24 protein-coding genes and 1 riboswitch are annotated in these 23,078 nt (G+C 61.2%); of the genes, 7 read left to right on the top strand and 17 right to left on the bottom strand.

The features are described 5' to 3' along the window. Nucleotides 1-21: 21 nt before the first annotated feature. Nucleotides 22-330, bottom strand: a complete 309-nt coding sequence (locus ACTG36_RS00120) for a hypothetical protein (protein WP_375279310.1) — start codon at nucleotides 328-330, stop codon at nucleotides 22-24. A 122-nt stretch (nucleotides 331-452) separates the two neighbouring features. Beyond that, nucleotides 453-926 carry an SsrA-binding protein SmpB gene (gene smpB, locus ACTG36_RS00115; RefSeq protein ID WP_375279675.1) on the bottom strand — a complete coding sequence of 158 codons (474 nt, stop codon included), beginning with the start codon at nucleotides 924-926 and terminating at the stop codon, nucleotides 453-455. 73 nt (nucleotides 927-999) lie between these two features. Between smpB and ACTG36_RS00110 the strand changes: the two genes are divergently transcribed. Together ACTG36_RS00110 and ACTG36_RS00105 are read left to right on the top strand one after the other, a co-directional pair. Continuing rightward, nucleotides 1,000-2,187, top strand: coding sequence for a winged helix-turn-helix domain-containing protein (locus tag ACTG36_RS00110; RefSeq protein ID WP_375279309.1), 1,188 nt, complete (start codon nucleotides 1,000-1,002; stop codon nucleotides 2,185-2,187). A 58-nt stretch (nucleotides 2,188-2,245) separates the two neighbouring features. Beyond that, complete coding sequence (locus tag ACTG36_RS00105) at nucleotides 2,246-3,454, top strand: hypothetical protein (RefSeq protein WP_375279308.1); 1,209 nt, start codon at nucleotides 2,246-2,248, stop codon at nucleotides 3,452-3,454. 39 nt (nucleotides 3,455-3,493) lie between these two features. Here the strand turns inward: ACTG36_RS00105 and dapA are convergent, their stop codons facing one another. After that, nucleotides 3,494-4,366: a 4-hydroxy-tetrahydrodipicolinate synthase gene (gene dapA, locus ACTG36_RS00100; RefSeq protein WP_375279307.1), complete on the bottom strand. Its 873-nt coding sequence runs from the start codon at nucleotides 4,364-4,366 to the stop codon at nucleotides 3,494-3,496. A 182-nt stretch (nucleotides 4,367-4,548) separates the two neighbouring features. Between dapA and ACTG36_RS00095 the strand changes: the two genes are divergently transcribed. Next, nucleotides 4,549-6,645, top strand: coding sequence for a lytic transglycosylase domain-containing protein (locus ACTG36_RS00095; RefSeq protein WP_375279306.1), 2,097 nt, complete (start codon nucleotides 4,549-4,551; stop codon nucleotides 6,643-6,645). A gap of 3 nt (nucleotides 6,646-6,648) precedes the next feature. On the opposite strand, the gene ACTG36_RS00090 is transcribed toward ACTG36_RS00095, so the two are convergent. Further along, nucleotides 6,649-7,512 (bottom strand): DMT family transporter, encoded by an 864-nt coding sequence (locus ACTG36_RS00090; RefSeq protein WP_439141148.1) that lies wholly within the window; start codon nucleotides 7,510-7,512, stop codon nucleotides 6,649-6,651. Beyond that, nucleotides 7,509-8,174 carry a tRNA (5-methylaminomethyl-2-thiouridine)(34)-methyltransferase MnmD gene (mnmD, locus tag ACTG36_RS00085; protein ID WP_375279304.1) on the bottom strand — a complete coding sequence of 222 codons (666 nt, stop codon included), beginning with the start codon at nucleotides 8,172-8,174 and terminating at the stop codon, nucleotides 7,509-7,511. The genes ACTG36_RS00090 and mnmD overlap by 4 nt, the downstream gene beginning before the upstream one ends. Before the next feature lie 48 nt (nucleotides 8,175-8,222). Between mnmD and ACTG36_RS00080 the strand changes: the two genes are divergently transcribed. Then, nucleotides 8,223-9,257, top strand: a complete 1,035-nt coding sequence (locus ACTG36_RS00080) for an NAD(P)/FAD-dependent oxidoreductase (RefSeq protein ID WP_375279303.1) — start codon at nucleotides 8,223-8,225, stop codon at nucleotides 9,255-9,257. On the opposite strand, the gene ACTG36_RS00075 is transcribed toward ACTG36_RS00080, so the two are convergent. Together ACTG36_RS00075 and ACTG36_RS00070 are read right to left on the bottom strand one after the other, a co-directional pair. Continuing rightward, on the bottom strand, nucleotides 9,254-10,033 hold the full coding sequence (locus ACTG36_RS00075; protein WP_375279302.1) for an FAS1-like dehydratase domain-containing protein: 780 nt from the start codon (nucleotides 10,031-10,033) through the stop codon (nucleotides 9,254-9,256). The two genes, ACTG36_RS00080 and ACTG36_RS00075, sit on opposite strands and share 4 nt — an antisense overlap. 38 nt (nucleotides 10,034-10,071) lie before the next feature. Continuing rightward, nucleotides 10,072-10,608 carry an NADPH-dependent FMN reductase gene (locus ACTG36_RS00070; protein ID WP_375279301.1) on the bottom strand — a complete coding sequence of 179 codons (537 nt, stop codon included), beginning with the start codon at nucleotides 10,606-10,608 and terminating at the stop codon, nucleotides 10,072-10,074. Between the two features lie 93 nt (nucleotides 10,609-10,701). Between ACTG36_RS00070 and ACTG36_RS00065 the strand changes: the two genes are divergently transcribed. Further along, entirely contained in the window at nucleotides 10,702-12,348 is a 1,647-nt protein-coding gene (locus ACTG36_RS00065) for a thiamine pyrophosphate-binding protein (RefSeq protein ID WP_375279300.1), read from the top strand. Between the two features lie 60 nt (nucleotides 12,349-12,408). Here the strand turns inward: ACTG36_RS00065 and ACTG36_RS00060 are convergent, their stop codons facing one another. The 6 genes from ACTG36_RS00060 to cobN all read right to left on the bottom strand — a co-directional run bounded on the left by ACTG36_RS00060 (nucleotide 12,409) and on the right by cobN (nucleotide 19,451). Then, a complete protein-coding gene (locus ACTG36_RS00060; RefSeq protein ID WP_375279299.1) occupies nucleotides 12,409-13,719 on the bottom strand; it encodes an aminotransferase class III-fold pyridoxal phosphate-dependent enzyme in 1,311 nt (436 codons plus the stop codon). A gap of 47 nt (nucleotides 13,720-13,766) precedes the next feature. After that, nucleotides 13,767-14,111: a Lin0512 family protein gene (locus ACTG36_RS00055; protein ID WP_375279298.1), complete on the bottom strand. Its 345-nt coding sequence runs from the start codon at nucleotides 14,109-14,111 to the stop codon at nucleotides 13,767-13,769. Continuing rightward, complete coding sequence (locus ACTG36_RS00050) at nucleotides 14,108-14,446, bottom strand: Lin0512 family protein (protein ID WP_375279297.1); 339 nt, start codon at nucleotides 14,444-14,446, stop codon at nucleotides 14,108-14,110. The genes ACTG36_RS00055 and ACTG36_RS00050 overlap by 4 nt, the downstream gene beginning before the upstream one ends. Nucleotides 14,447-14,480: 34 nt before the next feature. After that, nucleotides 14,481-14,819 carry a DUF3140 domain-containing protein gene (locus ACTG36_RS00045; protein WP_375279296.1) on the bottom strand — a complete coding sequence of 113 codons (339 nt, stop codon included), beginning with the start codon at nucleotides 14,817-14,819 and terminating at the stop codon, nucleotides 14,481-14,483. Between the two features lie 53 nt (nucleotides 14,820-14,872). Next, nucleotides 14,873-15,481: a cob(I)yrinic acid a,c-diamide adenosyltransferase gene (gene cobO / locus ACTG36_RS00040; protein WP_375279295.1), complete on the bottom strand. Its 609-nt coding sequence runs from the start codon at nucleotides 15,479-15,481 to the stop codon at nucleotides 14,873-14,875. Between the two features lie 262 nt (nucleotides 15,482-15,743). After that, the gene (cobN, locus tag ACTG36_RS00035; protein WP_375279294.1) at nucleotides 15,744-19,451 is read right to left on the bottom strand and encodes a cobaltochelatase subunit CobN; all 3,708 of its coding nucleotides are present in this window, start codon (nucleotides 19,449-19,451) and stop codon (nucleotides 15,744-15,746) included. A gap of 50 nt (nucleotides 19,452-19,501) precedes the next feature. On the opposite strand from cobN, the gene ACTG36_RS00030 reads away from it, so the two are divergent. Then, nucleotides 19,502-19,762 (top strand): hypothetical protein, encoded by a 261-nt coding sequence (locus tag ACTG36_RS00030; protein ID WP_375279293.1) that lies wholly within the window; start codon nucleotides 19,502-19,504, stop codon nucleotides 19,760-19,762. On the opposite strand, the gene ACTG36_RS00025 is transcribed toward ACTG36_RS00030, so the two are convergent. Both ACTG36_RS00025 and cobW read right to left on the bottom strand, forming a co-directional pair. Further along, nucleotides 19,759-20,208 carry a GNAT family N-acetyltransferase gene (locus tag ACTG36_RS00025; RefSeq protein ID WP_439141142.1) on the bottom strand — a complete coding sequence of 150 codons (450 nt, stop codon included), beginning with the start codon at nucleotides 20,206-20,208 and terminating at the stop codon, nucleotides 19,759-19,761. The two genes, ACTG36_RS00030 and ACTG36_RS00025, sit on opposite strands and share 4 nt — an antisense overlap. After that, on the bottom strand, nucleotides 20,205-21,284 hold the full coding sequence (gene cobW / locus ACTG36_RS00020) for a cobalamin biosynthesis protein CobW (RefSeq protein ID WP_375279291.1): 1,080 nt from the start codon (nucleotides 21,282-21,284) through the stop codon (nucleotides 20,205-20,207). Before cobW ends, ACTG36_RS00025 begins: the two co-directional genes overlap by 4 nt. Nucleotides 21,285-21,333: 49 nt before the next feature. Between cobW and ACTG36_RS00015 the strand changes: the two genes are divergently transcribed. Continuing rightward, complete coding sequence (locus ACTG36_RS00015; RefSeq protein WP_439141139.1) at nucleotides 21,334-21,645, top strand: DUF1636 family protein; 312 nt, start codon at nucleotides 21,334-21,336, stop codon at nucleotides 21,643-21,645. Here the strand turns inward: ACTG36_RS00015 and ACTG36_RS00010 are convergent. Both ACTG36_RS00010 and ACTG36_RS00005 read right to left on the bottom strand, forming a co-directional pair. After that, on the bottom strand, nucleotides 21,642-22,322 hold the full coding sequence (locus ACTG36_RS00010) for a CbtA family protein (protein WP_375279289.1): 681 nt from the start codon (nucleotides 22,320-22,322) through the stop codon (nucleotides 21,642-21,644). The genes ACTG36_RS00015 and ACTG36_RS00010 overlap by 4 nt on opposite strands. Nucleotides 22,323-22,340: 18 nt before the next feature. Beyond that, nucleotides 22,341-22,511: a CbtB domain-containing protein gene (locus ACTG36_RS00005; protein WP_296417993.1), complete on the bottom strand. Its 171-nt coding sequence runs from the start codon at nucleotides 22,509-22,511 to the stop codon at nucleotides 22,341-22,343. A gap of 33 nt (nucleotides 22,512-22,544) precedes the next feature. Continuing rightward, nucleotides 22,545-22,765: riboswitch (cobalamin riboswitch) on the bottom strand. Nucleotides 22,766-23,078: the final 313 nt, after the last annotated feature.

Raw genomic sequence — 23,078 nt, 5'->3', positions numbered from 1 at the left:
ATCTGCTACAGCTGCCAAGGCTTACTTGTTCAGCGCGGACTTGATGATACCGCCGATGGACCCCAGCACGCCGCCGCCTGCGGCACCGCCTGCTACAGCGCCCAGAAGCGATGTCACGTCAAAGTTGCTCGCGGCTTCGACCGCGGCTTCGCCAGAAGGTGCATCAATGCCCAGCTGACCCAGAATCGTGCCTGCACCCAGGCCGCCAACGGCGCCCAGCACCGTGTTCAGCATGCCGCCGCCGTTCAAAGTTTCGGAAATCTTACCCGTAATGTTGCCGCCCGCTGCGCCGGACAGCGCGGGGATCAGCAGTCCCAAAATCATTTCCATAGTTCCCAATCCTTCCTATTGGGGGCGATATATTCAATTTCGCACAGCTCCGCCCACCACAGCATGTGCTGCGCGCAGGCTAACAGAAGTCGGTTTTCAAACAATAGGGGAGCTTACGCCGTCTATTCCCCGTGGCGCAGCAGGCGGGCCTTCTGGCGGCCCCAATCGCGCTTGGCCTCGGTGGCGCGTTTGTCTTGCTTTTGCTTACCCTTGGCCACGGCGATCTTCAGTTTCACCCGGCCCTTGTGGTTGAAATACATGACCAGTGGGACAAGGGTCATCCCTTGCCGCTGGGTCGCATTCCAAAGCCGCGCCAGTTCACGCCGCGACACCAGCAACTTGCGTCGTGCGCGTTCTTCATGGGGGAACATGGCCTGCTTGTAGGGCGCGATATAGGCGTTGGTCAGCCACAATTCCCCATCCTCAACAGAGGCATAGCTGTCTGCGATGTTGGATTGCCCCGTGCGCAGGGATTTGACCTCGGACCCGGACAGGATAATGCCGCACTCAAGGTCATCCTCGATTGTATAATCATACCGAGCTCGCCGGTTTTCGGCGATCACCTTATAGTTGGAGTTGTCGTCTTTTTTGGCCATGATCCGTTGCAGATAAGGGATGGCATGGGGCACGACAACCCGTAGCATGCCGGAAACCACGCCAAGGACCCTCATGACCCGCCCCCTGATCGACAATCAAACCGCGCGCCGTCTGTTTTTGGACCATCACCTGCTGCTTGGGCCTCGCAGTGGGACGGGCAAAGGCGCAGATCTGCAAACGGTCATTGATGATCTGGGCTTTGTGCAGGTGGACAGCGTCAACACATTGGCCCGCGCCCATGACCTGATCCTGTGGTCGCGCCGTCAACAATACCGCCCGCCAAATTTGCCGCGCCTTATGAAAACCCGTGGGGCCTTTGAACACTGGACCCACGACGCCTCGGTCATCCCAATGGCCAGCTTTCCTGTCTGGCGGCACAAATTCGCACGTGACAAAGCGCATATGGACACAAAGTGGGACGCATGGCGCCGCGAGGGCTTTCGCGACCAACTGGATGCGGTGATGCGTCAAATCGCGGATGCGGGTGCCTGTTCCTCTACGGATGTGGGCGAAGACGAAGAGAGAAAATCAGGCGGCTGGTGGGATTGGCACCCGTCCAAAACCGCCCTCGAATACCTGTGGCGTTCGGGTGAGCTGTCCGTCTGCCATCGGCGCGGGTTTCGCAAATATTACGACCTGACCGAACGGGTGATTCCGCCAGAACACCTCAATGCCCGCGTGACGGAAGAGGACATGATCGATTGGGCCTGCCGCACCGCTCTTGACCGTTTGGGCTTTGCCACCTCCGGTGAACTTGCGGCCTTCTACGCCATCGCCACCCCCGCACAGGCCAAAACATGGTGCGCCCGCGCGCTCAAATCCCAAACCATCGTTGAGGCAGACGTCCAGTCTCATGATGGCACGCTCCGTCGTTGCTTCGTTTTGCCTGAAATACTCAATAGCGCCCCGCCAGAGCCGTCCACGCGGGTGCGGCTGCTCTCCCCCTTTGATCCCGCCTTGCGCGATCGCAAACGTGCCGAACGGCTTTGGGGGTTTCATTACCGGATAGAAATTTTTGTCCCTGCGCCAAAACGCCAGTACGGCTACTACGTTTTCCCCGTCCTGCAGGGGGACCGCATCATTGGTCGTATTGATACCAAACGGGACGGTGACCGCACCGTCGTGACCGCCTTTTGGCCAGAGACCGGCGTGCGGATGGGCAAAGCCCGCGTCAAAGCATTGGAAGCCGAAATCGACCGCGTCGCCACCTTTGTGGGCAGCGCGGACGTTGATTGGGGCGACGGATGGCTCAAGATGTGACTTGAACAGTGTTCAAAAATGCGTTACATGAACGATGTTCATAGATCGGAGCCACCCCATGCCCCACGTCGTCCAAACCGAAGCCCTTATCGCCGAAGGCGTTCTTACACCCGCCCAAGGACAGATTATCGCCCGCAGATCGCGGCAGGTGATGGTGTCGCTTGTGATCAATTCGGTGCTCTGCGTCGGGATCATCGCCGCTGCCATCGGGTTCGTATTTTGGTTGGCTGATGCTCTCGCCGTGGCGATCACGGGCGGTTTGTTTCTGGCAATCGGCACCGTCGTTTTGCTGAAAGCAAGCGACCTTTACCGCATGTTTGGCACTGCGGCGGCCCTCATCGGGGCGGGGATGCTGACCTTTGGCGGGATGGTCGATTTGGTGGATAAATTGGGGGAACGGGACGGTGGTCTTGCGCTGATTGTGTTGGGCATCCTGTCGATCCTCGGGACTGTCTTTGCCTTCCGCCGTAGCCCACCCCACGCCCGTTTCCTGTCAGGTAGCCTGACACTCATGGCGGCCTCCCTGCACATCGCGGGCGTCTATATCTGGGGCGAGGCGATTGAACTCACGGGGCTGCCGCTTGCCGTAATCCACGGCTACGTCGCAGCCTTGATTTTCGGGTTCGGCCTGTTGGTTGACGTGCGCCTTGTCACCGCATTGGCCATCGTGCCCTTCGCCCAGATGCTGGAGACCGGCACGTTCTACTGGTCGGGCATGTATGCTTTCTATAGCCCGGAAAGCACCCTCACGATCCTGCAAATGTCGCTTGCGATGGTCGTGTGCATCGCACTCGCCCACATGCTGACGGAACGGGTCCGTCGTCACACGCACCTGTTTGGCATCATGGCGTTTATCGTCGCGAACCTCAGTTTTCTGGTGGGGTCGCTCTGGGGGGATGTTGTCGGCCTGTCGATCTGGGGCCCCGGCACATCCTACTGGCGGGCCGAAGGGACCTATGAAGAGTACACTGCCGCGCGCGATGCGTTCGAGGCCACGGCCCTCACCATTTCCGAACACGTTTATTCCATCGTCTGGGCTGTTCTTCTGGTGCTGGCCGCCGTCTGGTCTGCACACACCAACCGGCGTGGCATCTTCAACGCGGCCATGACCTTTGGCGCAATCCACGCCTACACCCAAGCGTTTGAGACATTCTATGACGAGCCGCTGGCCTACGTCATCGGTGGCCTTGCGGCGATCCCTGTGGCCTGGGGCATCTGGCGGCTCAACGACAGGTTTGAGGCGCAAACGCAAACGGGCGGGGTTTAATCCCCGCCCGCAAAACATTCTAAATCTGGCTGGCTGATCTTAGTTCAGCAGACCCGCATGAACCATCGCATCGCGCATTTTGGTCTTGGTGCTGTCTTCCAAACCGGTCAGCGGGGACCGGACCTCATCGGAACACAGCCCCAACAGGGACATGCCATATTTCGCCCCGACCAGACCGGGTTCGGTGAAAATGGCCTTGTGCAGCGGCATCAAGCGGTCGTTCAGTGCTAAAGCCGCCGGATAATCCCCCGCCAGAGTCGCCTCTTGCATCTGGGCGCACAGGGCAGGGGCCACATTCGCCGTCACAGAAATACAGCCCACGCCGCCTTGTGCGTTGAACCCGATGGCGGTGGGGTCTTCGCCGGAAAGCTGCACAAAGTCCGTCCCGCAGCTCAGCCGCTGGTTCGGCACCCGTGCCAGATCACCCGTCGCGTCTTTGACGCCAAGGATATTGTCGTGCTTGGCCAATACGCCCATGGTTTCAGGCGTCATATCGACGACCGACCGGCCCGGAATGTTGTAAATCACAATCGGCAGTCCGCAGTCCGCAGCGGCCGTGAAATGCGCGATCAATCCGCGTTGTGTGGGCTTGTTGTAATAGGGCGTCACGACCAGTGCGGCATCGGCACCGGCGGCCTTTGCGGCCTTCACCAGACGCACGGTTTCAGCGGTGTTGTTGGACCCGGCACCTGCCACCACGGGAATACGCCCAGCTGCGGCCTGCACCACGGTTTCGACCACCAGATCATGTTCCGCGTGTGTCAGGGTCGGGCTTTCGCCGGTCGTGCCGACGGGCACCAGACCATGACTGCCTTGCTCGATATGCCACTCAACCAGTTTTTTGAGCGTATCAAGATCCAACTGGCCGTCCTTGAACGGCGTGACCAAAGCGGGGAGAGAACCCTTGAGCATGATACGCATCCTTTCAGTTGGGGGGGCAAGTCGCCCGTGAATCCCTCGTCCCCTAGCGGGGTTTTCCGCCTTTGCCAAGTTTGTGAGTTGTAGCTTTCGCATGACGCCTTAGGTTTGTTGTAACAACAACAGACCTGCGGCTGCGCGTGCGGGCGACGATCAACAGGGCGGGAGGGGATCAGATGTCATTGAAATTCGGCTGTCGGATGATCGCCGCCCTGGTTCTAAGCGCGACCACCAGCGTCGCGCAAACCACACCGGATGCAACGTTTTCCAACGCGGTAGACATGCTGCGCACGGGTGACAGCGCCAGTGCCTACCAGACCGTGCAGAAGATGGATCCGGTTGAGGCTGATCTGCTCCGCTGGTTGGATCTGCGTGACCCTGAAGGCGCGGAGCGTCCTTTCGCGGTCTATACCCGATTCCTAGCAGAGCGGTCCGATTGGCCGGGCCTTTCGCGCATCCGTGCCGCCGCCGAACGCAGCATTGATGGGGCCGTGGCCGATGCGGATATCCTGCGATTTTTTGACGGCCACGATGTAGAAACCGGCGCAGGGGCCGCAGCCTATGCCGGTGCCTTGATCCGCGCGGGCAGGCGGGCGGAGGCTGAAACCATGCTCGCCGCTGTGTGGACGACGGCGGGCCTCACGGAGATGGGTCATCAGGCCATCGTCGATGCCTATCCCGAGGTGGTCGCGCCGTTTCACGCGGCCCGTGCCGACATGCTGTTGTGGCGTTGGCGGACATCTGATGCCCTAAATGTCCTGCCGCTTTTGGACGAAGGGACCGCGGCCCTGACCCGCGCGCGTATTGGCTACATCACGAAAGCCAGTGATCTGGAGGACCGTCGCGCCCTGATCCCGGACCGCCTGCGGTCTGATCCGGGGCTGGCCTATGACCGGTTCAACTGGCTTGCGGATCGCAGCGACTGGACCGATGCCTCCGAATTGCTGCTGGCGCAATCGTCCAGTGCGGATGCGCTGGGGGTGCCGTGGCGCTGGGGGTCGTGGCGGCGCATTCTGGCGCGCTGGCACATGCGCGAAGGCAATATTGACCGCGCCTACGCGTTGGCCGCGGATCATTTTATTGCCCCGGATGAGGCGAATTTTTCCGACCTCGAATGGCTCTCTGGCTACATCGCACTGACGTATTTGCGCGATTTTGATCGTGCGCTTGGGCATTTTGAGGCTTTTGACGCCTCCGTCTCCTCGCCCATTTCCAAAGGGCGTGCTGGCTATTGGTTGGGTCGCGCCCATGAGGGCCGTGGCGATGCAGAGGCGGCGGTGGCCGCCTTTCAGGCAGGCGCGCAACATCAGACGTCGTTCTATGGCCTGCTGTCTGCGGAACGGTTGGGCCTGACCCTCGATCCCGATCTGGTGGGCGGTGCTGATTTCGGCGACTGGCGCACGGGGCGCATTTTGCAAAACGATCTCGTCCGCGCGGGATTGGCCCTTTTGGATGCCGGTGAACGCGGGTCTGCGGTTCTGTTTATCCGCGATGCGGCAGCCCAGATGTCACGTCAGGATTTGGGCCAACTGGGTGCGATGCTGATGGAAATTGATGAACCCTTCTATGCCGTCCTTGCCGCCAAAACAGCCGTTCGCGATGGGACACTGGTGCAAGACGTCTACTTCCCGATCCATCCCATGGCCGACCTCGACATGCCCGTCGAACCCGCCCTCGCCCTGTCCATCGCGCGGCAGGAATCGGAGTTTCGTGTCGACGCCGGAAGCTCCGTTGGCGCGCTGGGGCTGATGCAGTTGATGCCCGGCACCGCCAGCGACGTGGCAGGCTGGCTTGATCTGCCCTACAGCCGCGCGCGGCTGACGACCGATTGGCGGTATAACGTGGCGCTTGGGTCGGAATATTTGGCCTATCTCACCCGTGAATTTGGCAACAGTCCGGCGATGATTGCGGCGGGCTATAATGCGGGTCCGGGGCGGCCCAGCCGGTGGATGGCGGAACGTGGTGATCCGCGTCGCGGATTAGGCGGCGGGACGCCGGTGGACGTCATCGACTGGATCGAACACATCCCGATTCGTGAAACCCGCAACTACGTCATGCGCGTCACCGAAGGCATTCCCGTCTACCGCGCGCGGCTTTCAGGCCGCATTGCGCCGGTGCGTTTTACCGATCTGCTGATTGGTGAGGTTCCGGTCATACGCCCCGTGGCGCGCCCCGCCGTTGCCGCAGCACCTGACCTCGACCGAACCCCCGACACCCCGCCCGCGCCAAGCGGCCCCGCGCCCGTGCGCCCTGTCGCCCCCGCTGGCGAATAGGCGCTAGGCTGCGGCCCGCTGCGCCCGCCATAGTGTGAACAGCCCGGCGGCCACGACCAGCCCCGCGCCCAACATCACGTTCAGCGACAAGACCTCGCCGAAGATCATCAGGCCGATGGCGCTGGCGAAAACCAGTTGCAGATAGGCGAAAGGTTGGACTGTGCTGGCCTCCGCCACTTCGTAGGTTTTGATCAACAACCAATGGCCCGACGCGCCGGTGATGCACAGTGCACCCATCCACATCCAATCCGTAAGGATCATCGGCTCCCATGCCCAAAGACCCAGCGGGGTCATCATCACAGCACCAGTCACGCCGGTCCAAAAGAACGACGTCGCAGTACTGTCGCGTCGTGCCACGTAGCGCGTCAGAAGTCCGTAAAGCGCAAACATAAACGCCGCCAATAACGGCACCGCCGCCGCCGGACTAAAGACAGCGACCCCCGGTTGCAGAATGATCAGAACGCCGACAAATCCCACGCCAATGGCCGCCCAGCGCCGCCAGCCGACCCGTTCGCCCAAGACCGGTCCGGATAAGGCGGCGACCAACAGCGGATAGAAGGTGAACACGGCGTGTGCCTCCACCAGTCCCAACAACACGAAGGCCCAGACCATGACGCAAATCTCAGCCGCCAACAGCAGCCCGCGAAACCCCTGCACCCACGGCTGCGACGTGGCCGCTGCCGCACGGATGGACCCAGCCTGACGACGGGCAATGGCGATAACAAAGGCGGCAAAGAACCAGTAGCGGATCGCCACGATCATCAGCACGTTGTATTCGCCTGCCAGATGGCGGCTGATCCCGTCCTGTACCGCGAAGACAAAGGTTGTGGCCACCATCAGCCAGATGCCCAACCGGTCGCCTGTCATCGTTTGACCCCTCGGGTCATATGCCGCTTGCGCCCGAAACCGGGGGTGCGGGTGATGTCGAACCCTGCGGCGTCAAGCCCGCGCCGCACAAAACCGGCGGCGGTATAGGTGGCGCAAGTGCCCCCGCTCTTGGTATGCGCGCCGACCTCAGCCAACAGCGCGTCGCCCCAGAGTTCGGGGTTCTTGGCCGGTGAAAATCCGTCCAGAAACCACGCGTCGGCCATGTCGTCCCAAGTCGGCAGAGTGTCCCGCGCATCGCCGTAGACCACATGCAAATCGTAGTCCGCCCCGCTGAGGTGCGGGGGGATCAGGTCGTCTTTCACGTCAAAGACATCTACGGGCAGACCTTCGTGCGCGGACAAAGCCGCGATCATTTCTGACACACGCATCGGGAAAGCCTCAAAACTGGTGAAGTGCAGCCGCCCCTCTACCCCCGCCGTCCGCCATGCGGCCAATGTCACCAGAAAGTTCAACCCCGTGCCAAAGCCCAATTCGGCAACGTAAAATCCATTCTTAAACCGCGCAGGCAGGTCGTTGCCTGCCAAAAAGACATGCTGCGTCTCCGCCACCCCATCATCGAGGGAAAAGTAAGGGTCATCGAACCGGCGCGACACCGGCACGCTGCCGTCGCGCCATTCCAAATCTGCCCGCTGGTCTGTCATGTCATTGTGTCCTATGTCTCGCCCAGACCATGAAAGCAGGGGACGGCGATGGCAATGCCAGACGTGACAGTGCGCGGGGCTGGAGTCTTTGGGCTGGCGACCGCTTGGGCGCTGTTGAAACGGGGCCTGTCCGTGCGCGTCATTGACCCAAACGGCGCGGCGTCCGGTGCATCTGGCGGGATCGTGGGCGCGCTGGCGCCTCATGTGCCCGAACAGTGGAACCCCAAGAAGGGCTTTCAACTGGACAGCCTTTTGATGGCCGAAGACTGGTGGGCCGATATTGCCACCATGGGCGGGCGCGATCCGGGTTATGCCCGCACGGGACGTCTGCAACCTTTGGCCGAGGCGGGTGTCGCCTTGGCCAAGGACCGCGCCAAAGGGGCTGAGGCCCTGTGGCAAGGCCGCGCGGTATGGCGCATCACCGATCAACCGGGCGATTTCGCCCCGCCGTCTGCGTCCGGCCTGTGGGTCTTCGACACCCTGTCGGCCCGCATTCATCCCCGTCAGGCCTGTGAGGCTTTGGCCGCCGCGATCCGCGCCAAGGGCGGGATCATCAGCGCCGATGAGATGCCCTTCGACGGCCCCACAGTCTGGGCCACGGGCCATCAGGGTCTGGCAGAGCTGACAGCGCAACACAGCCGCCTTGTGGGGGCAGGTATCAAAGGCCAAGCCGTGTTGCTGGATCACGACGCGCGAAGCGCCCCGCAGGCTTTTATCGACGGGCTGCATATTATTCCCCACGGCGATGGCACCACGGCAATCGGGTCCACCACAGAACGCGAATTCGACGATGGCACCGCGACGGACGCCCAGTGCGATGCGCTGCTGGACAAGGCACGTGCCCTTATGCCGGTCCTGCGTGACGCGCCTGAAGTCATGCGCTGGGCCGGTGTCCGCCCTCGTGCGCGCACCCGTGCGCCCATGTTGGGCCAACATCCGTTCCGCCAGGGTGATTTCATCGCCAACGGCGGCTTTAAAATCGGCTTCGGCATGGCACCGCTTTGTGCCGAACAGTTGGCGCATCTGATCACCACTGGCGAAAACCTGATCCCCGAGGCTTTTGCCCCCGACCGCAGCCTCTAGCGCATCTGCGCGATCATGCATTGTACCCCGTGCGGGCCGCGCACCCATGCGGTTCCATCGGCCCAACACAAGGTGGCCGAATGGGGCAATGTCAGAGGTGACGTCGCGCGGTAATTCACTTCGGTCAAAGAGCGGTCCAACATCCGTTCCCCCATCAGCATCAACCGTTGGGCCAGCAATGGCCCATGACTGACCAAGCCGTCGTAGCCCTCAACCTCGCGGGCATAATCCGCGTCATAGTGGATGCGGTGCCCGTTGAACGTGAGCGCGGAATACCGAAACAAAAGCGTGTTGTTGAAATGGGCGTCCTCACGGTGGGTTTCATCGACGCGGGCTTGGGGCGGGGCCGCTGCCGCACCGCCATCTTCGCGGTAGACCAGATCCTGCCATTCAGTCAGAACCACCGTGCCCCGTTGGCGAATGTCGTGGCGTATCCGGACAAAGGCCAGTGGCCCGGACCGCCCTGTTTTGCGTGTCACCCCTTCAATCATTCTGGTCTTATCGGCCTGCACACCCGCCAACAACGGCGCGTGAAACAGCAAGCGACCAGCGGCCCACATCCGCCGTGGCAACCCCATATCGGCGAGGAACCCGCCCACCGCCGGATGGCCGTCACGCCCCAGATTCTCAGGTGGCTGCGGGTCCCAGAAATAGATGTGGTGAAAGAACGGGGGCAGGGCACGCCCCGCCTCAGCCGTCACATCAACCCCAAGGGCGGCCTGCAACGCCCGCGCGCGGGCGGGGTCCATTACATCGGTTAGAGTCTGTTCCGTCATGCCCGGACGCTGACCAATCCTATGCCGCGGCGCAAGTCCTAGCTGCGCGCGACCTCGGCCTTTAGCGCGTCCATCAAGGCTGTCAGCGTTTTGACATATCTGTCGCCGGTCAAGGCTCCCGCGTCGTCAAACTGCTGCGAACTGGCGGCCACCAACACCTCTGGCGTCTGGATGATCCGCGTCCCGAAAGGCATCATGCACAGGCGCAGCGAAAATTGCGCCCGCTCCCCTCCGGCGCGGCCTGCAGTGGCGGACATGATCGCGAGGGGTTTGTCTGACCATGGGCTGCCATCTGTCCGGCTGACCCAATCAAGGGCGTTCTTGAGGACCCCGGAAATCGCCTTATTGTATTCAGGGGATGAGATCACGACCGCCTCCGCCCCTTTGATCTGGTCCGCTAAGGTCTGGACGGATGCGGGGATACCCTCAGCCTCCTCCAGATCACCATTATAAAGCGGCAATCGCAAATCCCCCTCTTGATAGTCGCCGCCATAAATATCCGCAGCGGCGCGGATCAATTTGGTGTTGGTGGATGCCGCGCGCAGCGATCCAGACAGGCCGAGAAGATAGGACATTGTGCCTCCGATTTTGTGTTGGATATCAACCTAGGGGCTTTCCCCCACGCGGCCAGTGCGCAAAGGTGCAGGCCAAGCAAGAAAGGCCTCAATATGCGACATGGCGGACAGATTTTGGTGGATCAATTGGTGAAGCTCGGCGTGCGGCGTGTGTTCTCCGTGCCGGGTGAAAGTTTTCTGGCCGCTTTGGATGGTCTGTATGACGCGGGCATCGACAATATTGTTGGCCGCCAAGAAGGCGGCGTCGCCATGATGGCTGAGGCTTATGGCAAGATGACAGGCCAGCCCGGCGTGGCCTTTGTGACCCGTGGCCCCGGTGCCACCAATGCCTCAGCCGGCTTGCATATTGCCCAGCAGGATAGCACACCCATGGTGCTTTTTGTGGGCCAGATCAACAACCGTCACACCGATCGCGAAACCTTTCAGGAGGTGGATTATAAATCGCTCTTCGGTGGTCTCGTGAAATGGGTGGCGCAGGTGGACCATACCGATCGTCTGCCCGAATACATCGCCCGCGCCTTCCGAGTGGCCCAAACCGGACGGCCCGGCCCGGTGGTTCTGGCTCTACCCGAAAACATGCTGAGCGCGCAGGCAGAGGTTGCAGATTTCACCGGTGTTGTGGTGCCGGATACAGCAGGGAGCCAAGACGGTGCCGCCCCCTTTGCCAAAGCGTTGGCGCATGCTGAACGCCCCCTTATCATCGTGGGCGGCCCCCATTGGGACAAAGGTACGACCACTGCCGCCGCCCGACTGGCCGAGGCCGCGAAGGCGCCCATCGTTACATCCTTTCGCCGCCAAGACTATGTGGACAACCGTCACAGCCACTACGCGGGCGACTTGAACGTGGGCATCAATCCTAAACTCGCCGACCGCATCCGCGCCACCGATTGCTTGGTGCTGATCGGCACGCGTTTTGGCGATATCAACACGCAAGGCTACACGCTTGTCGATCCGGCGGAGCCGCAGAAAACCATTCTTCACATCCACCATGATGTCGCAGAAATCGGTCGCGTTTACGGGCCAACCCTTGGCTGGGTCGAAACCGCCCCCCGCGCCATCCCCGCACTTTTGAACGCGCTCAAGCCTGCCGACATGCCCGACCGAAGCGCTTGGATCAAAGCCGCGCGCGCTGACTATGACGCATGGACGAACCCGCAAGAAACCCCAGGCGAGGCGAAGCTGGAACAGGTGATTAAACACCTGTCAGAAACCCTTCCCGAGGACGCAATGGTGACAAACGGGGCGGGCAATTACGCCGCGTGGCTGCACCGCTATTTCACGTACAAAACCTATGGCACTCAACTGGCGCCCACGTCTGGTTCGATGGGCTATGGCTTTCCTGCGGCGATCTCCGCCTCCCTCGAACATCCCAGCAAGACGGTCGTCTGCCTCGCTGGCGACGGCTGTTTCCAGATGACGCTGAACGAACTCTCCACCGCGGCCCAGTATGGCGCGACACCCATCGTGATCGTTGTGAACAACGGCCGCTACGGCACGATCCGCATGCATCAGGAAAAAACCTATCCCGGTCGCGTCTCCGGCACGATGTTGACCAATCCTGACTTCGCAGCCCTCGCGCGCGCCTATGGCGGCCATGGCGAAACAGTGACAACAACTGCTGACTTCGCCGCGGCCTTTGACCGCGCCAAAGCAAGCGGCACCTTCTCCGTCATTGACCTGCATGTGGACGAAGACGCCCTGTCCCCTGCGCTCACCCTTTCGGGGCTTGCCAAGGTTTAGGTTTCGTTTTGCCCTAAATACTCCGGGGGAGGCGCCAAAGGCGACGGGGGCAGCGCCCCACTATCCCGCCAGCACAGACCGCAACGTGGCCCCGACCTCATCCACATGGTCCTGCGTGATCGTCAGCGGCGGGGACATGGCGAGCGCGTCCCCGATGGGCCGTACGATCAGCCCCGCATCCCAAAGTGCCGCATGGGCTGCACGGCCCGCGTCACCCACTGCACCGTCTTGACGCAGTTGCACTGCACCGATGATCCCGCAGTTGCGCACGTCGACCACTGCGTCGATATCGGCCAGCCCGTGCAACATCTCCTCCCACGGGGCGGCCATGCGCGCGGCGTTGCCAAAAATATCCTCGTCCCGATAGACATCCAGTGTGGCGATACACGCGGCGGAGGCCAGGGGATGGCCTGAATAGGTATATCCATGAAACAGATCGGGCATTTTGCTGGGGGCCTGACGGAAGGCCTCACGCACAGCACTTGTCGCCAACACGCCGCCCATGGGCACTGTGGCGTTCGTCATGCCTTTTGCGCAGGTCACCAGATCGGGCTGCACACCAAAGGCTTCATAGGCAAAGGGCGTGCCCATACGGCCAAAGCCGGTGATAACCTCATCAAAAATCAGCAAAATCCCGTTGGCGTCACAAATCTCACGCAGTCGCTCAAGGTACCCCAGAGGCGGCGGAAAGACTCCGCCCGCCCCCGACACAGGCTCTACAATCACCGCCGCGATAGTGTGACCGCCATGCAGATCGCACAGCCGTTGCAAATCCTCTGCCAGATGCGCGCCGTGCTCTGGCATTCCACGGCTAAAGTGGTTTTCTTCTAACCATGTGTGCCGCAAATGCGCGGTGGAGGAATAGAGCGTGCCGAACTGTCCCTTGTTCAAGCCGATCCCGCCCACGCTGAGTCCGCCAAAATTGATCCCGTGATAGGCTTTTTCGCGCCCCACCAACATGCGCCGCCCGCCGTCCCCGCGCGCGGCGTGATAGGCCAGTGCGATCTTCAGCGCGGTATCCACGGCTTCGGACCCGGAGTTGGTGAAAAACACGTGGTCCATGCCGGGCGCCAGATCGACGACCCGTGCTGCCGCCTCAAACGCAATCGGATGGCCTTGGCCAAAGTTATGGGCGAAATCCAGCTCCGCCGCCTGACGCTGGATCGCCTCGACGATGCGCGGATGATTATGACCCGCGTTGGAACACCACAGCCCGCCCGTGCCGTCAAACTTTTCGGCCCCGTCGATGGTCACATAGCGCACGCCTTCCGCCTTGTGGATCAGCCGCGGCGCATCCTGAAAGGCGCGGCTCGGCGTAAAGGGCATCCAGAAGCTGTCCAAATCATTTGGAATGCGAACGTCATCAGGCATGGCAAATCTCCTTTGCCCGAAACCCTGACATGGGTCCTGAACCCGTTCTAGCCCTGAAACGGCAAAAACGCTTCAACTGCGGCAGAGGCTATGACGATCACATTGCCATTGTCCGGATTGGTCACGTTCAACCCGCCTTTGACCGCCCGCACATCGGCCTGCCCACGGGGCAGTTTTTCCGCCAGTGCCGCGCAATCTACGGCATCCGGGTCCTGCACGCCCACAGTCACCTGCACCCTCATGGCATCATGGGACAGGCCTGTGGCCTCAAACAGGGGGAGCGATGAATGACGCAAGGCGTCCTCAATCGCGCGCGCGGCGGCCTTGGTGTAATCTTGACCATAAAGGTCATTGCCCATGCCCATTTCGATGATGAACCGCTGATCGCTCATGTATTCAACTCCAACGCAACAGATAGGGCGACATTGGCGATGACCGTAGGTTCCCCATCAGGGCGCGGCACATCCAGCCCGCCTTCGACGACCGAAAAGTTCAGTTGGCCGTAGGGAAAGATGTCCCGCAAGGCGTCGGTGTCGACAGCATCAGGGCGCTGCACGCCGATCTCAACGGTGATTTGCATGGCCTCTTTTGGCTTGCCGTAAAGTTCCGCCAGATTGATCGAGTTGTGCCACAGCGCATCCTGCAACGCACGGCGTGCGGCCTGCGTGTAGTCGCGCCTGCGCAGCGACGTTCCCATACCGAATTCTGTAAGTAGCCGTGTCGCCATCCTGTCCTCCACCGCGCGCTAAAGTTCGAGAAATTTAGCTGCCTTCTTGCAGGGGGTCATGTCCCCAGTTCATCAAAGAATACCGCCACGCCGACGTTTCCACATCCTCTTTCGGCCCACCCTGCGACAAATGTCGTTTGATATAGCCCACGACCTTGCCCATGTGCGACCACTGATCGTCTGTCAAATCGTCCTTGTTGGTGCGTTTGATCTTCACGATCCGCCGGCCGGATTTATGACCCGTGCTTTCGCCGTCCTCGGTGTCGCCGACTGATTTGCTCTCATCCGTGTCCAGCCAATCGTCCAATTCCTGCGGCGCCATATTCACCAGATCACGCCATTCGTCCCAAACTTGCTCTCGGTTCTTGCTCATCTTTGCTCTCCTGAAAGGTCAAGCAAACAACCGACAGGACGGGTCAACGGTTCCTAAAATTCAACGCCAATCTGTGCCTTGATGCCGGACCGGAAGGGGTGTTTGACCAATTCCATCTCCGTCACCAGATCGGCAATTTCGATCAGGTCGTCATGGGCGTTGCGGCCCGTCAAAACCACGTGGGTCATGTCGGGCTTTTCTTCGGCCAAAAACTGCACGACCTCGGCGATGGGCACATAATCGTACCGGATTGCGATGTTGATTTCGTCCAGCAAGACCATCGAATTGGTTTCATCGCGGATCAGTTCCTTGGCCTTTTCCCACGCGGCCATGGCCATCTCTGTGTCGCGGGTTTTGTCCTGCGTTTCCCAAGTGAACCCTTCACCCATGGTATGAAACGCACATTCATCCGAGAATTTGCCCAAGATCAGATCACGTTCGCCGGTGGACATCCCCCCCTTGATGAACTGCACAACAGCGCATTTCATTCCATGGGCGATGTGGCGGAAAATCATCCCAAACGCGGCGGAGGATTTACCTTTGCCCTTGCCGGTATGGACGATGATCAGACCCTTTTTGTCGGTCTTGGTCGCCATGATCTTGTCCCGCGCGGCCTTCTTCTTGGCCATCTTCATGGCGTGGCGGTCGGCGTCGTCTGTCATGGCGATCTCCTGTGAATGTCTGTGGGCGCGCGACATGTGTCCCGCGTTTTTGGCATGATGCCAATGGTTATTTTCGCGTGCAGCGTGGAATGCCTCGCCTTTAAGGTTAGGGTAAGTCGTCCTGTCTTTTCCCCTGAAATTCCCGCCCCTTCCCGTGGTCTTAGAGCGTCAGGAGGACGGCTGGATGCGAACTTTTTCACTGTGTATTTTTTGTATGTATCTGGGCATTGCAGCGCTTGCTGCTGGGCTCTAGCTTCCGTCGTTACTCCGCTATCGCCAAAATCCGTGCCCGCGCTGAATTGCTGCGCGGGGTCCAAAGGCCGCGATCAATGGCCTCTTGCAGGCGCTGGGCGATCTCGCGCAGGGCCGGTGCGTTGTGCTCGTTGATAAACTCGCGCGTGTCATCGTCGGCCAGAAAGGCCTCTTCGACCAAATCGAAGTGGTGGTTTTTGACGACGCCCGTCGTTGCGGCGAAGGCGAACAGGTAGTCGACCGTGGCGGCCATTTCAAATGCGCCCTTGTAGCCATGGCGTTTTACGCCCGCGATCCACTTGGGGTTCACCACGCGGGACCGCACGACCCGCCCGATTTCATCGTCTAACGTGCGGATAACCGGCCGTTCGGGTCGCGAATGATCGTTGTGGTAAATCGGCCTGTCGCGCCCCTGAAGGGAAGCCACTGCCGCGGCCGCCCCACCTTCGAACTGGTAGTAATCGTCGCTATCGAGGACATCATGTTCGCGATTGTCTTGGTTTTGGACAATCGCCTCAACCTGACCCAATCGTGCTTCAAACCCTGTCCGATCCCGCTCGCCTTCTTGCGCGGCGGAATAGGCATAGCCGCCCCATTCAAGGTAGGCATCTGCCAAATCGGCGCGGTCCGCCCAAAGCCGTTCGTCGATCATGGCTTGCAGCCCCGCACCATAGGCCCCGGGTTTGGACCCGTAGACCCGTGCCGCCCCTTCGCCAGCGCGCGCACGCGCGGCCGCTGGGTTTTGTGCGGGGGGTTCATCCAAGGCCTGAACGGCGCGCGCCGCACTGTCAAAAAGAGCAATCAGCTGTGGAAATGCATCGCGGAAAAAGCCGCTGATGCGCAGGGTGACATCGACCCGGGGGCGGCCCAATGCGCCTTCGGGGATGATGTCAAACCCGGTGACACGGCGGTTTGCGGCGTCCCATTTCGGTTTCACCCCCATCAGCGCCATGGCCTGCGCAATGTCATCGCCGCCCGTGCGCATGTTGGCCGTACCCCAAGCCGTGACCAACATGGCCCGTGGCCAGTCGCCGTGGTCTTGAAGGTGTTTTTCAATCAATAGGTTCGCTGATTTCCATCCAAGTGCCCATGCCGTGGGCGTGGGCACCGCGCGCGCATCGACGGAATAGAAATTTCCACCCGTGGGCAAGACATCCAACCGCCCGCGTGTGGGGGCGCCCGATGGGGCGGGGGCCACGAACTGCCCCGCGAGGGCGCGGAGCAACCCGTGCCCTTCGCGCGGACCACAGGCCGCAACAGTGTCTGCAATCGCGCCCCGCATTTCAGTGGCAACGGCTGCCGATGCGGGGCCGGGGGCTTGAGAGCCCTCCATCAGGGCAATTGCCAACAGTTCCAACCGTTCGACGGTGTCGCCCAGCGTGCGCCATGTGTCCGAAGTCAGGTCGGCCAATAGGGCCGGTTTGTCCCCGGCGGGTGCGGCCATATCGCAATCCAGCGGATCAAATCCAAGGCCCAGATCAGATGCCAAGGCGCGCAAAACGGACGCATCCCCGCCCTGCCCATCGCTACGGGGGATGCGGGCCAAGGCGATCACCAGATCGCGCAGTTGTTCGCCCTCGGGCGATTGTCCAAAAATGTGCAGCCCATCGCGGATCTGCGCCTCTTTCAGCTCGCACAGGTAAGCGTCCAGCTTGGTCAGATCGCCGTCTTCATCCCCGTCAAAGCCCACGTCTGCCGCCAGCCCGGTCACGTCTGACAGCGACAGGATTTCCCGACGCAGATGGTCTATCCGGCGGGGATCCACGCCTGCGGCTTCATAATATTCATCGACCAAAGCCTCCAGATCGCGCAGGGGGCCGTAGCTTTCGGCGCGGGTGAGGGGTGGGGTCAGGTGATCGATGATAACTGCAGCCGCGCGGCGTTTGGCCTGCGTGCCCTCGCCGGGGTCGTTGACGATGAAGGGATAGACGTGGGGCGTGGGGCCAAGGACCACTTCGGGCCAACAGGTGTCTGACAGGGCTGTGGCCTTGCCGGGCAGCCATTCGAGGTTGCCGTGTTTGCCCATATGCACGATCGCATCGGCGCCCCAGTGGTGGCGCAGCCAGAAATAGAAAGCCAGATAGTTGTGGGGCGGCACCAGATCGGGGCTGTGGTATGTGTCTGTGGGATCGACGTTATATCCTCGCGCCGGTTGCAGCCCCACGATGGCGTTGCCGTAGCGATGAATGGAGAGGGCGAAGCCTGCCTCAGACCGACCCTCCGGGGGGAGTTTGTCGGGCCAGATGAAGAAGGGATCCTCCTCAGGCGGGCCCCAGCGTGTGAGGACCTGGTCTTTGACGGCCCAAGGCAGCGCATCGAAATGGGCGCGGTAGATGTCGAGAGGGAGGCGTTCGCCCCCCTGTCGGTCGGCGCGGTCGGTGAGCCAGTTTGTGGGCCCCGCCATCATGCGATCCATCAGCGTTTGCGCGTCGGCCGGCGGTGTCACGTCATAGCCTGCCTGCGCCAATAGACCCAAGGCGTTGACTGTTGCTGCAGGGGTATCGAGGCCCACGCCATTGGCCAGACGCCCGTCTTTGTTGGGGTAGTTTGCCACCACCAGTGCGACTTTGCGCTGTGCAGCAGGTGTGCCGCGTAAGTTGGCCCATGCGCGGGCCAGTTGCACCACGAAGTCCACCCTGTCGCCCACGGCGCGGTAGGTGGCGATGGGGCATTCGGTGGCCTCGTCAAAATAGGCCTCCCCTTTGAAACTGATCGCACGGGACAGCACGCGGCCATCGACCTCAGGCAGGGCTACGTTCATGGCGATATCGCGGGAGGACAAACCGGTGAGCCCTTCGGACCATGCGTCTTCAGAGGAGGCCGCGAGCACGACCTGAAACACCGGTGCTGCGTTGGCGTAGTCTGCGGCCAGCGGGTTCATCGCCGCTGTATCGCCTGCGTGGGGGGAGCCGACGGCGAAGCTTGTGCAGTTCAGGATCACATCGGGTGGGGCTGCGTTGAACAGGCTTTCAAGCGTGGCTTGCGACAGCGGGTCCTTCAGTGAGGCAACGAACACCGGAAGCGGGTTCAGGCCAGCACGCAGGAGGCCTTTGACCAACCGATTGATCGGGTTCAGCCCCGCGCCCTGCACCAAAGCACGGTAGAATACGATCGGCACAACGGGCGCGCCGTCGGTCCACGCGGCTTGTGCGGTCGCAAGATCGCTGACGCCCGCGCCGGGCCAATAGACCCCTGCTTTGAGTAGCGGTCGCGCTGGATCAGGACGCGCGGACCCCTCCAACATCGTGGCCGCGTAGCGTAGAAAATTCGTGGAATTTTCGGGGCCACCTTCGACAAGGTAGGACCACAATGCGTCGTAGTCCGCATCGGTGACCGTAGACAGCGCGCGCAATTCCGCGTCTGGTTTGTCGTCCCCTGGCAGCAGGGCCAAAGGCACGCCCGCTGCACGCAGTCGTGCTGCGTATTGTTCGACGCCATAGGTCCAATAGCCTACGCCGCCCAGCACCCGTGCAATCACAAGCCGCGATTTGGTGGCACAGCTGTCCAGATGCAGATCGACCGACATCGGATGCATCAAATGCATCAGGCTGGCCAATCGCAGGCTGGGTGCCTCCGCCATCTCGCCCCGCGCTGTCGACAGCGCTGCAAGTTCCGTATCAGCGGCAGAAATGACCACCACATCGGCGGGGGTCTGCCCCAGATCAACGGGTTCCTTCCCGTCGTCAATCGTGCCGGGCGCTGCGGCTAAAAGGTGCATGGCTGAACCTTTCGGCGTCTTGCTCCGTTGATGACGCAAAGGAGACAATCATGACCAAAGACCTGCCCAACCCGATGCCTGATCCAAAACCCGCACCCGGCAAAGATCTGCCGTCCCCCATGCCCGACGGGCCCAAGGCCATGGAAGACCGCGATATTCCAGAACCGCTGAAAGACAACAAAGCAGGCGAGACCGCCATAGACGAACGGGGCGGTAAGGCCCTGCGCGGCTGGGAAAACATCGACCAGAAAGGTCATGATCAAAGTAATGGCGACGCACCAGAGGACAGAGACGGCACAAACGGACATTAAAGCGCCTTTTCAAAAAACAACGAATAAGGGCCTGCTTCGTAGCTGCCAAAAGGCCCGCATTCGGTGAACTCAAAACGGCGATACAGCCGGTGGGCCGCATCAAGCCCTGTGCCTGTTTCCAGCCGCAACAGCGACAGGCCTTCAGCGCGTGCTGTGTCTTCGATCATCCGCAGCACGGCGGCGGCCACGCCTTTTCCGCGCCCAGCTTCGTCCGTGAACATGGATTTGACTTCACCGTAGCCGTCCATGACCGCCAGTGCGCCAGTGCCAAGCACGGTCTCGCCATGACGCGCCGCAAAGAACCGGATGTGGTCCGCGCACAGCGCATCCAGATCCAGGTAGTGACAGGCATCAGCTGGAAACATCGCATTCATCAAGGCGTGGCTTTGGCCCAGCAGCGCGGCTGGGCCGGGGGCCTTGGGGTCAGCGGGTTCGACCGAAATCATGCGCGCAGGGCGGCATCAATCGCCGCATGATCCAAACCGGCCTGACCAATTACGACCAGCCGCGTGATGCGGGGCGCGTCGCCAAAGGGGCGGTCGAAATAGGTATCGACCCGAGGGCCCACGGCCTGCAGGGTCAACCGCATAGGCTTCCCTTCGATGGCGGCAAACCCTTTCAGGCGCAGAATGTCATGGGCGCGGATCACATCGGCCACCTGTTCGGCAAAGGCCGTGGCATCTGTGATCTCCCCCCGTTCGACCACGAAACTCTCAAACTCGTCATGGCCGTGTTCATGATCATGGTGATGATGGTCGTCCGCGTGATCATCATGGTGATCATCGTCGTGATGATGGTGGTGATGCACCTCATGGCGAGCGTCCAGATCTCCTTCGGCCCCGACACCCTGACCCAGCAACACATCTACCGGCAGTGCACCCATCGTTGCGGTCACCACCTGCACGCCGTCACGGGCATCCGATTTCAACGCGGCGCGCAGATCATCGGCCTGACCGCCTTCCAGCAGATCCGCTTTGTTAACCACGATCATATCCGCACAGGCGATCTGGTCCTCGAACAGCTCACTCAGCGGCGTCTCGTGATCGAGGTTGTCGTCCAGCTTGCGTTGGGCATCCACAGCCTCAACGGAATGGGCGAACCGCCCGTCCGTCACGGCGCGTCCGTCCACGACCGTTACCACACCGTCCACAGTCACCTTGGTCGAAATGCCGGGCCAGTTGAATGCGCGTACCAAGGGTTGCGGCAACGCCAGACCCGACGTTTCGATCACGATGTGATCGGGCGGGTTATCGCGGCCCAGCAGCTTTTCCATGGTCGGGATGAAGTCATCGGCCACGGTGCAGCAGATGCAGCCATTGGACAGTTCCATAATGTCGTCTTCGGTGCAGGTTTCATCGCCGCAGCCTTTCAGGATGTCACCATCGACGCCGAGATCACCGAATTCATTGATGATCAACGCAATGCGGCGCCCTTGCGAATTTTCCAGCATGTGGCGGATCAACGTGGTCTTACCGGCCCCCAGAAAACCAGTGACGACGGTGGCAGGAATCTTGGCAGGCATGTTTTTCGTCCTTATGTCATGTGGCCCAAGGCGCGCGAAAGGAAGTCCAATGGCCCCCACGACCGGAGACCGATTTATCATTTGCACCGGCTGTACCGGCGGCGCGGATCTGGCCCGCGCATTGAAGGGCAGCGTGCCGGTGGAAACCACCGACTGCATGAACGTCTGCGACAGCCCTGTGTCTTTGGCCGTTCGGGCCGAGGGCAAGGCCGCTTATCTGTTCACCGGCGTGGACCCCGACGCCCCCGAGGACATTGAGGCCTTTGCCAAACTTTACGCCGCAGCACCCGATGGGCAGATTATGGACGCACGGCCCGCCGGCAATCTGCGGTTTTGTCTGGTGGGACGTATCCCCGCCTAAGCCTCCCGCGTCCAGAAATAGGCGCAGAAAAAGCCCAGACAGGTCCAGCCCACGGCAGCCGCCCCCAGCGAATAGGTCACAAATTGCGCGGCCAGTTCTGGCGGGGCCACGCCCCAATAGGTGTCTAGCCGCGGTGCCCCGATCAGCTGTGGTGCTGCCAGCAACGCCACCCCTAGCAGCGCCAATGGCCCGCGCACAAAGGCGATCATCCACAGACCCAGACCGGAGGCAATCAACGTGCCCAGCCACCAAGCCTGGCGCGCCTCAACCTCGGCCCCGATGGTGCCAGGCAATACAGGCGGCAGGCCAATCGCCGGGGCGAGTTGGATTGCGATAAAGCCGCACAGGCCCCAGATGATCCCCTGACGGGCCGTGATTGTGGTGAACCCCTTCATCTCGGTCAGGGCCATCACGGCGAGCATCAAAAACCCGAAGCCCACATACGTCACGATATTGAATCCGACCGTCATCAGATGACGGCCCCATTCGCCGCCCAAACCGGGCGCACCCCGTTCGGATTGTGGCGATCCGTCGGCACCGAAATGCACGCGAGTGCCGCCCTCGAACAGCTCACCCTCCAGCAACGTCGGGATGACGAAATAAAATTGCAACGCGGCGACAATCAGCCCCGCTGCAAGCCCAGCGAACACAGCGCTGGTCAGCAATTTTTGTGACATGGTTTTACGCTGTCTGCCTTAGTGGCAGGGGAACGCCATGGCGTGACGCTGATCGTGCGCCGCATCATGCAGCACAGACGCCTGCGCGTAGCCAGAGGCCAGCAGCAACATCGCACCGGCAAGGGCCGCGAATACGATGGGCATCAGTTGCACGTCAGCGCGGGCGATTGTTTTGGTGGTCGCGTTCATAGTCTACTCTCCTGTTCCGTCATCCCCGACGGTTGGTTTCAGTCTCGCATGGCAGGTCTCCTGGCTTGCGGGTCATCGTGGTTTGCGCCCTCCTTCCCGGTTACCCAGTGGATTTGGACGCACACTCACCGCTTACAGTCGCGGGGGCGGCTGTGGCATTCGGCCTCCTGATTGGATCGGCCCGCACCACATTCCCTTTTGATCCCCTTTCCGGCTTAGCCGGTCAGAGTGGAACCATGCCCGCCTGTTGTGCGCCTTTGTCGCACGGTGGGTCAAGGTGGTTTCCGGCGTCATTGGGTCGAAAGCGACAGCGACCTTGGCAGGCGCGTCCTAAAATTCGCGAATTTTAAGGCCTCCGGCGGAGGTATTTTTGAACCAGAGACACCTAATGCACCCGATATCTTGTGGATAACCGCCCATTTTGCCCCATATCCGGTGCGGTTTCGTTGACTCGCGGGTCTTCCGCCGCGCAGCATAGACCCCTGACGCAGAATCAGTGTGGGCCTTCTTCATGCGGTTTTCCCGCCTTCGCCTCAACGGCTTCAAAAGCTTCGTAGATCCGACCGA

The organism is Pseudooctadecabacter sp., assembly GCF_965657175.1.
Classification (GTDB): domain Bacteria; phylum Pseudomonadota; class Alphaproteobacteria; order Rhodobacterales; family Rhodobacteraceae; genus Octadecabacter.
Note: the sequence above shows the minus strand (reverse complement) of the source record. Positions and strands in the feature narration are given on the sequence as shown.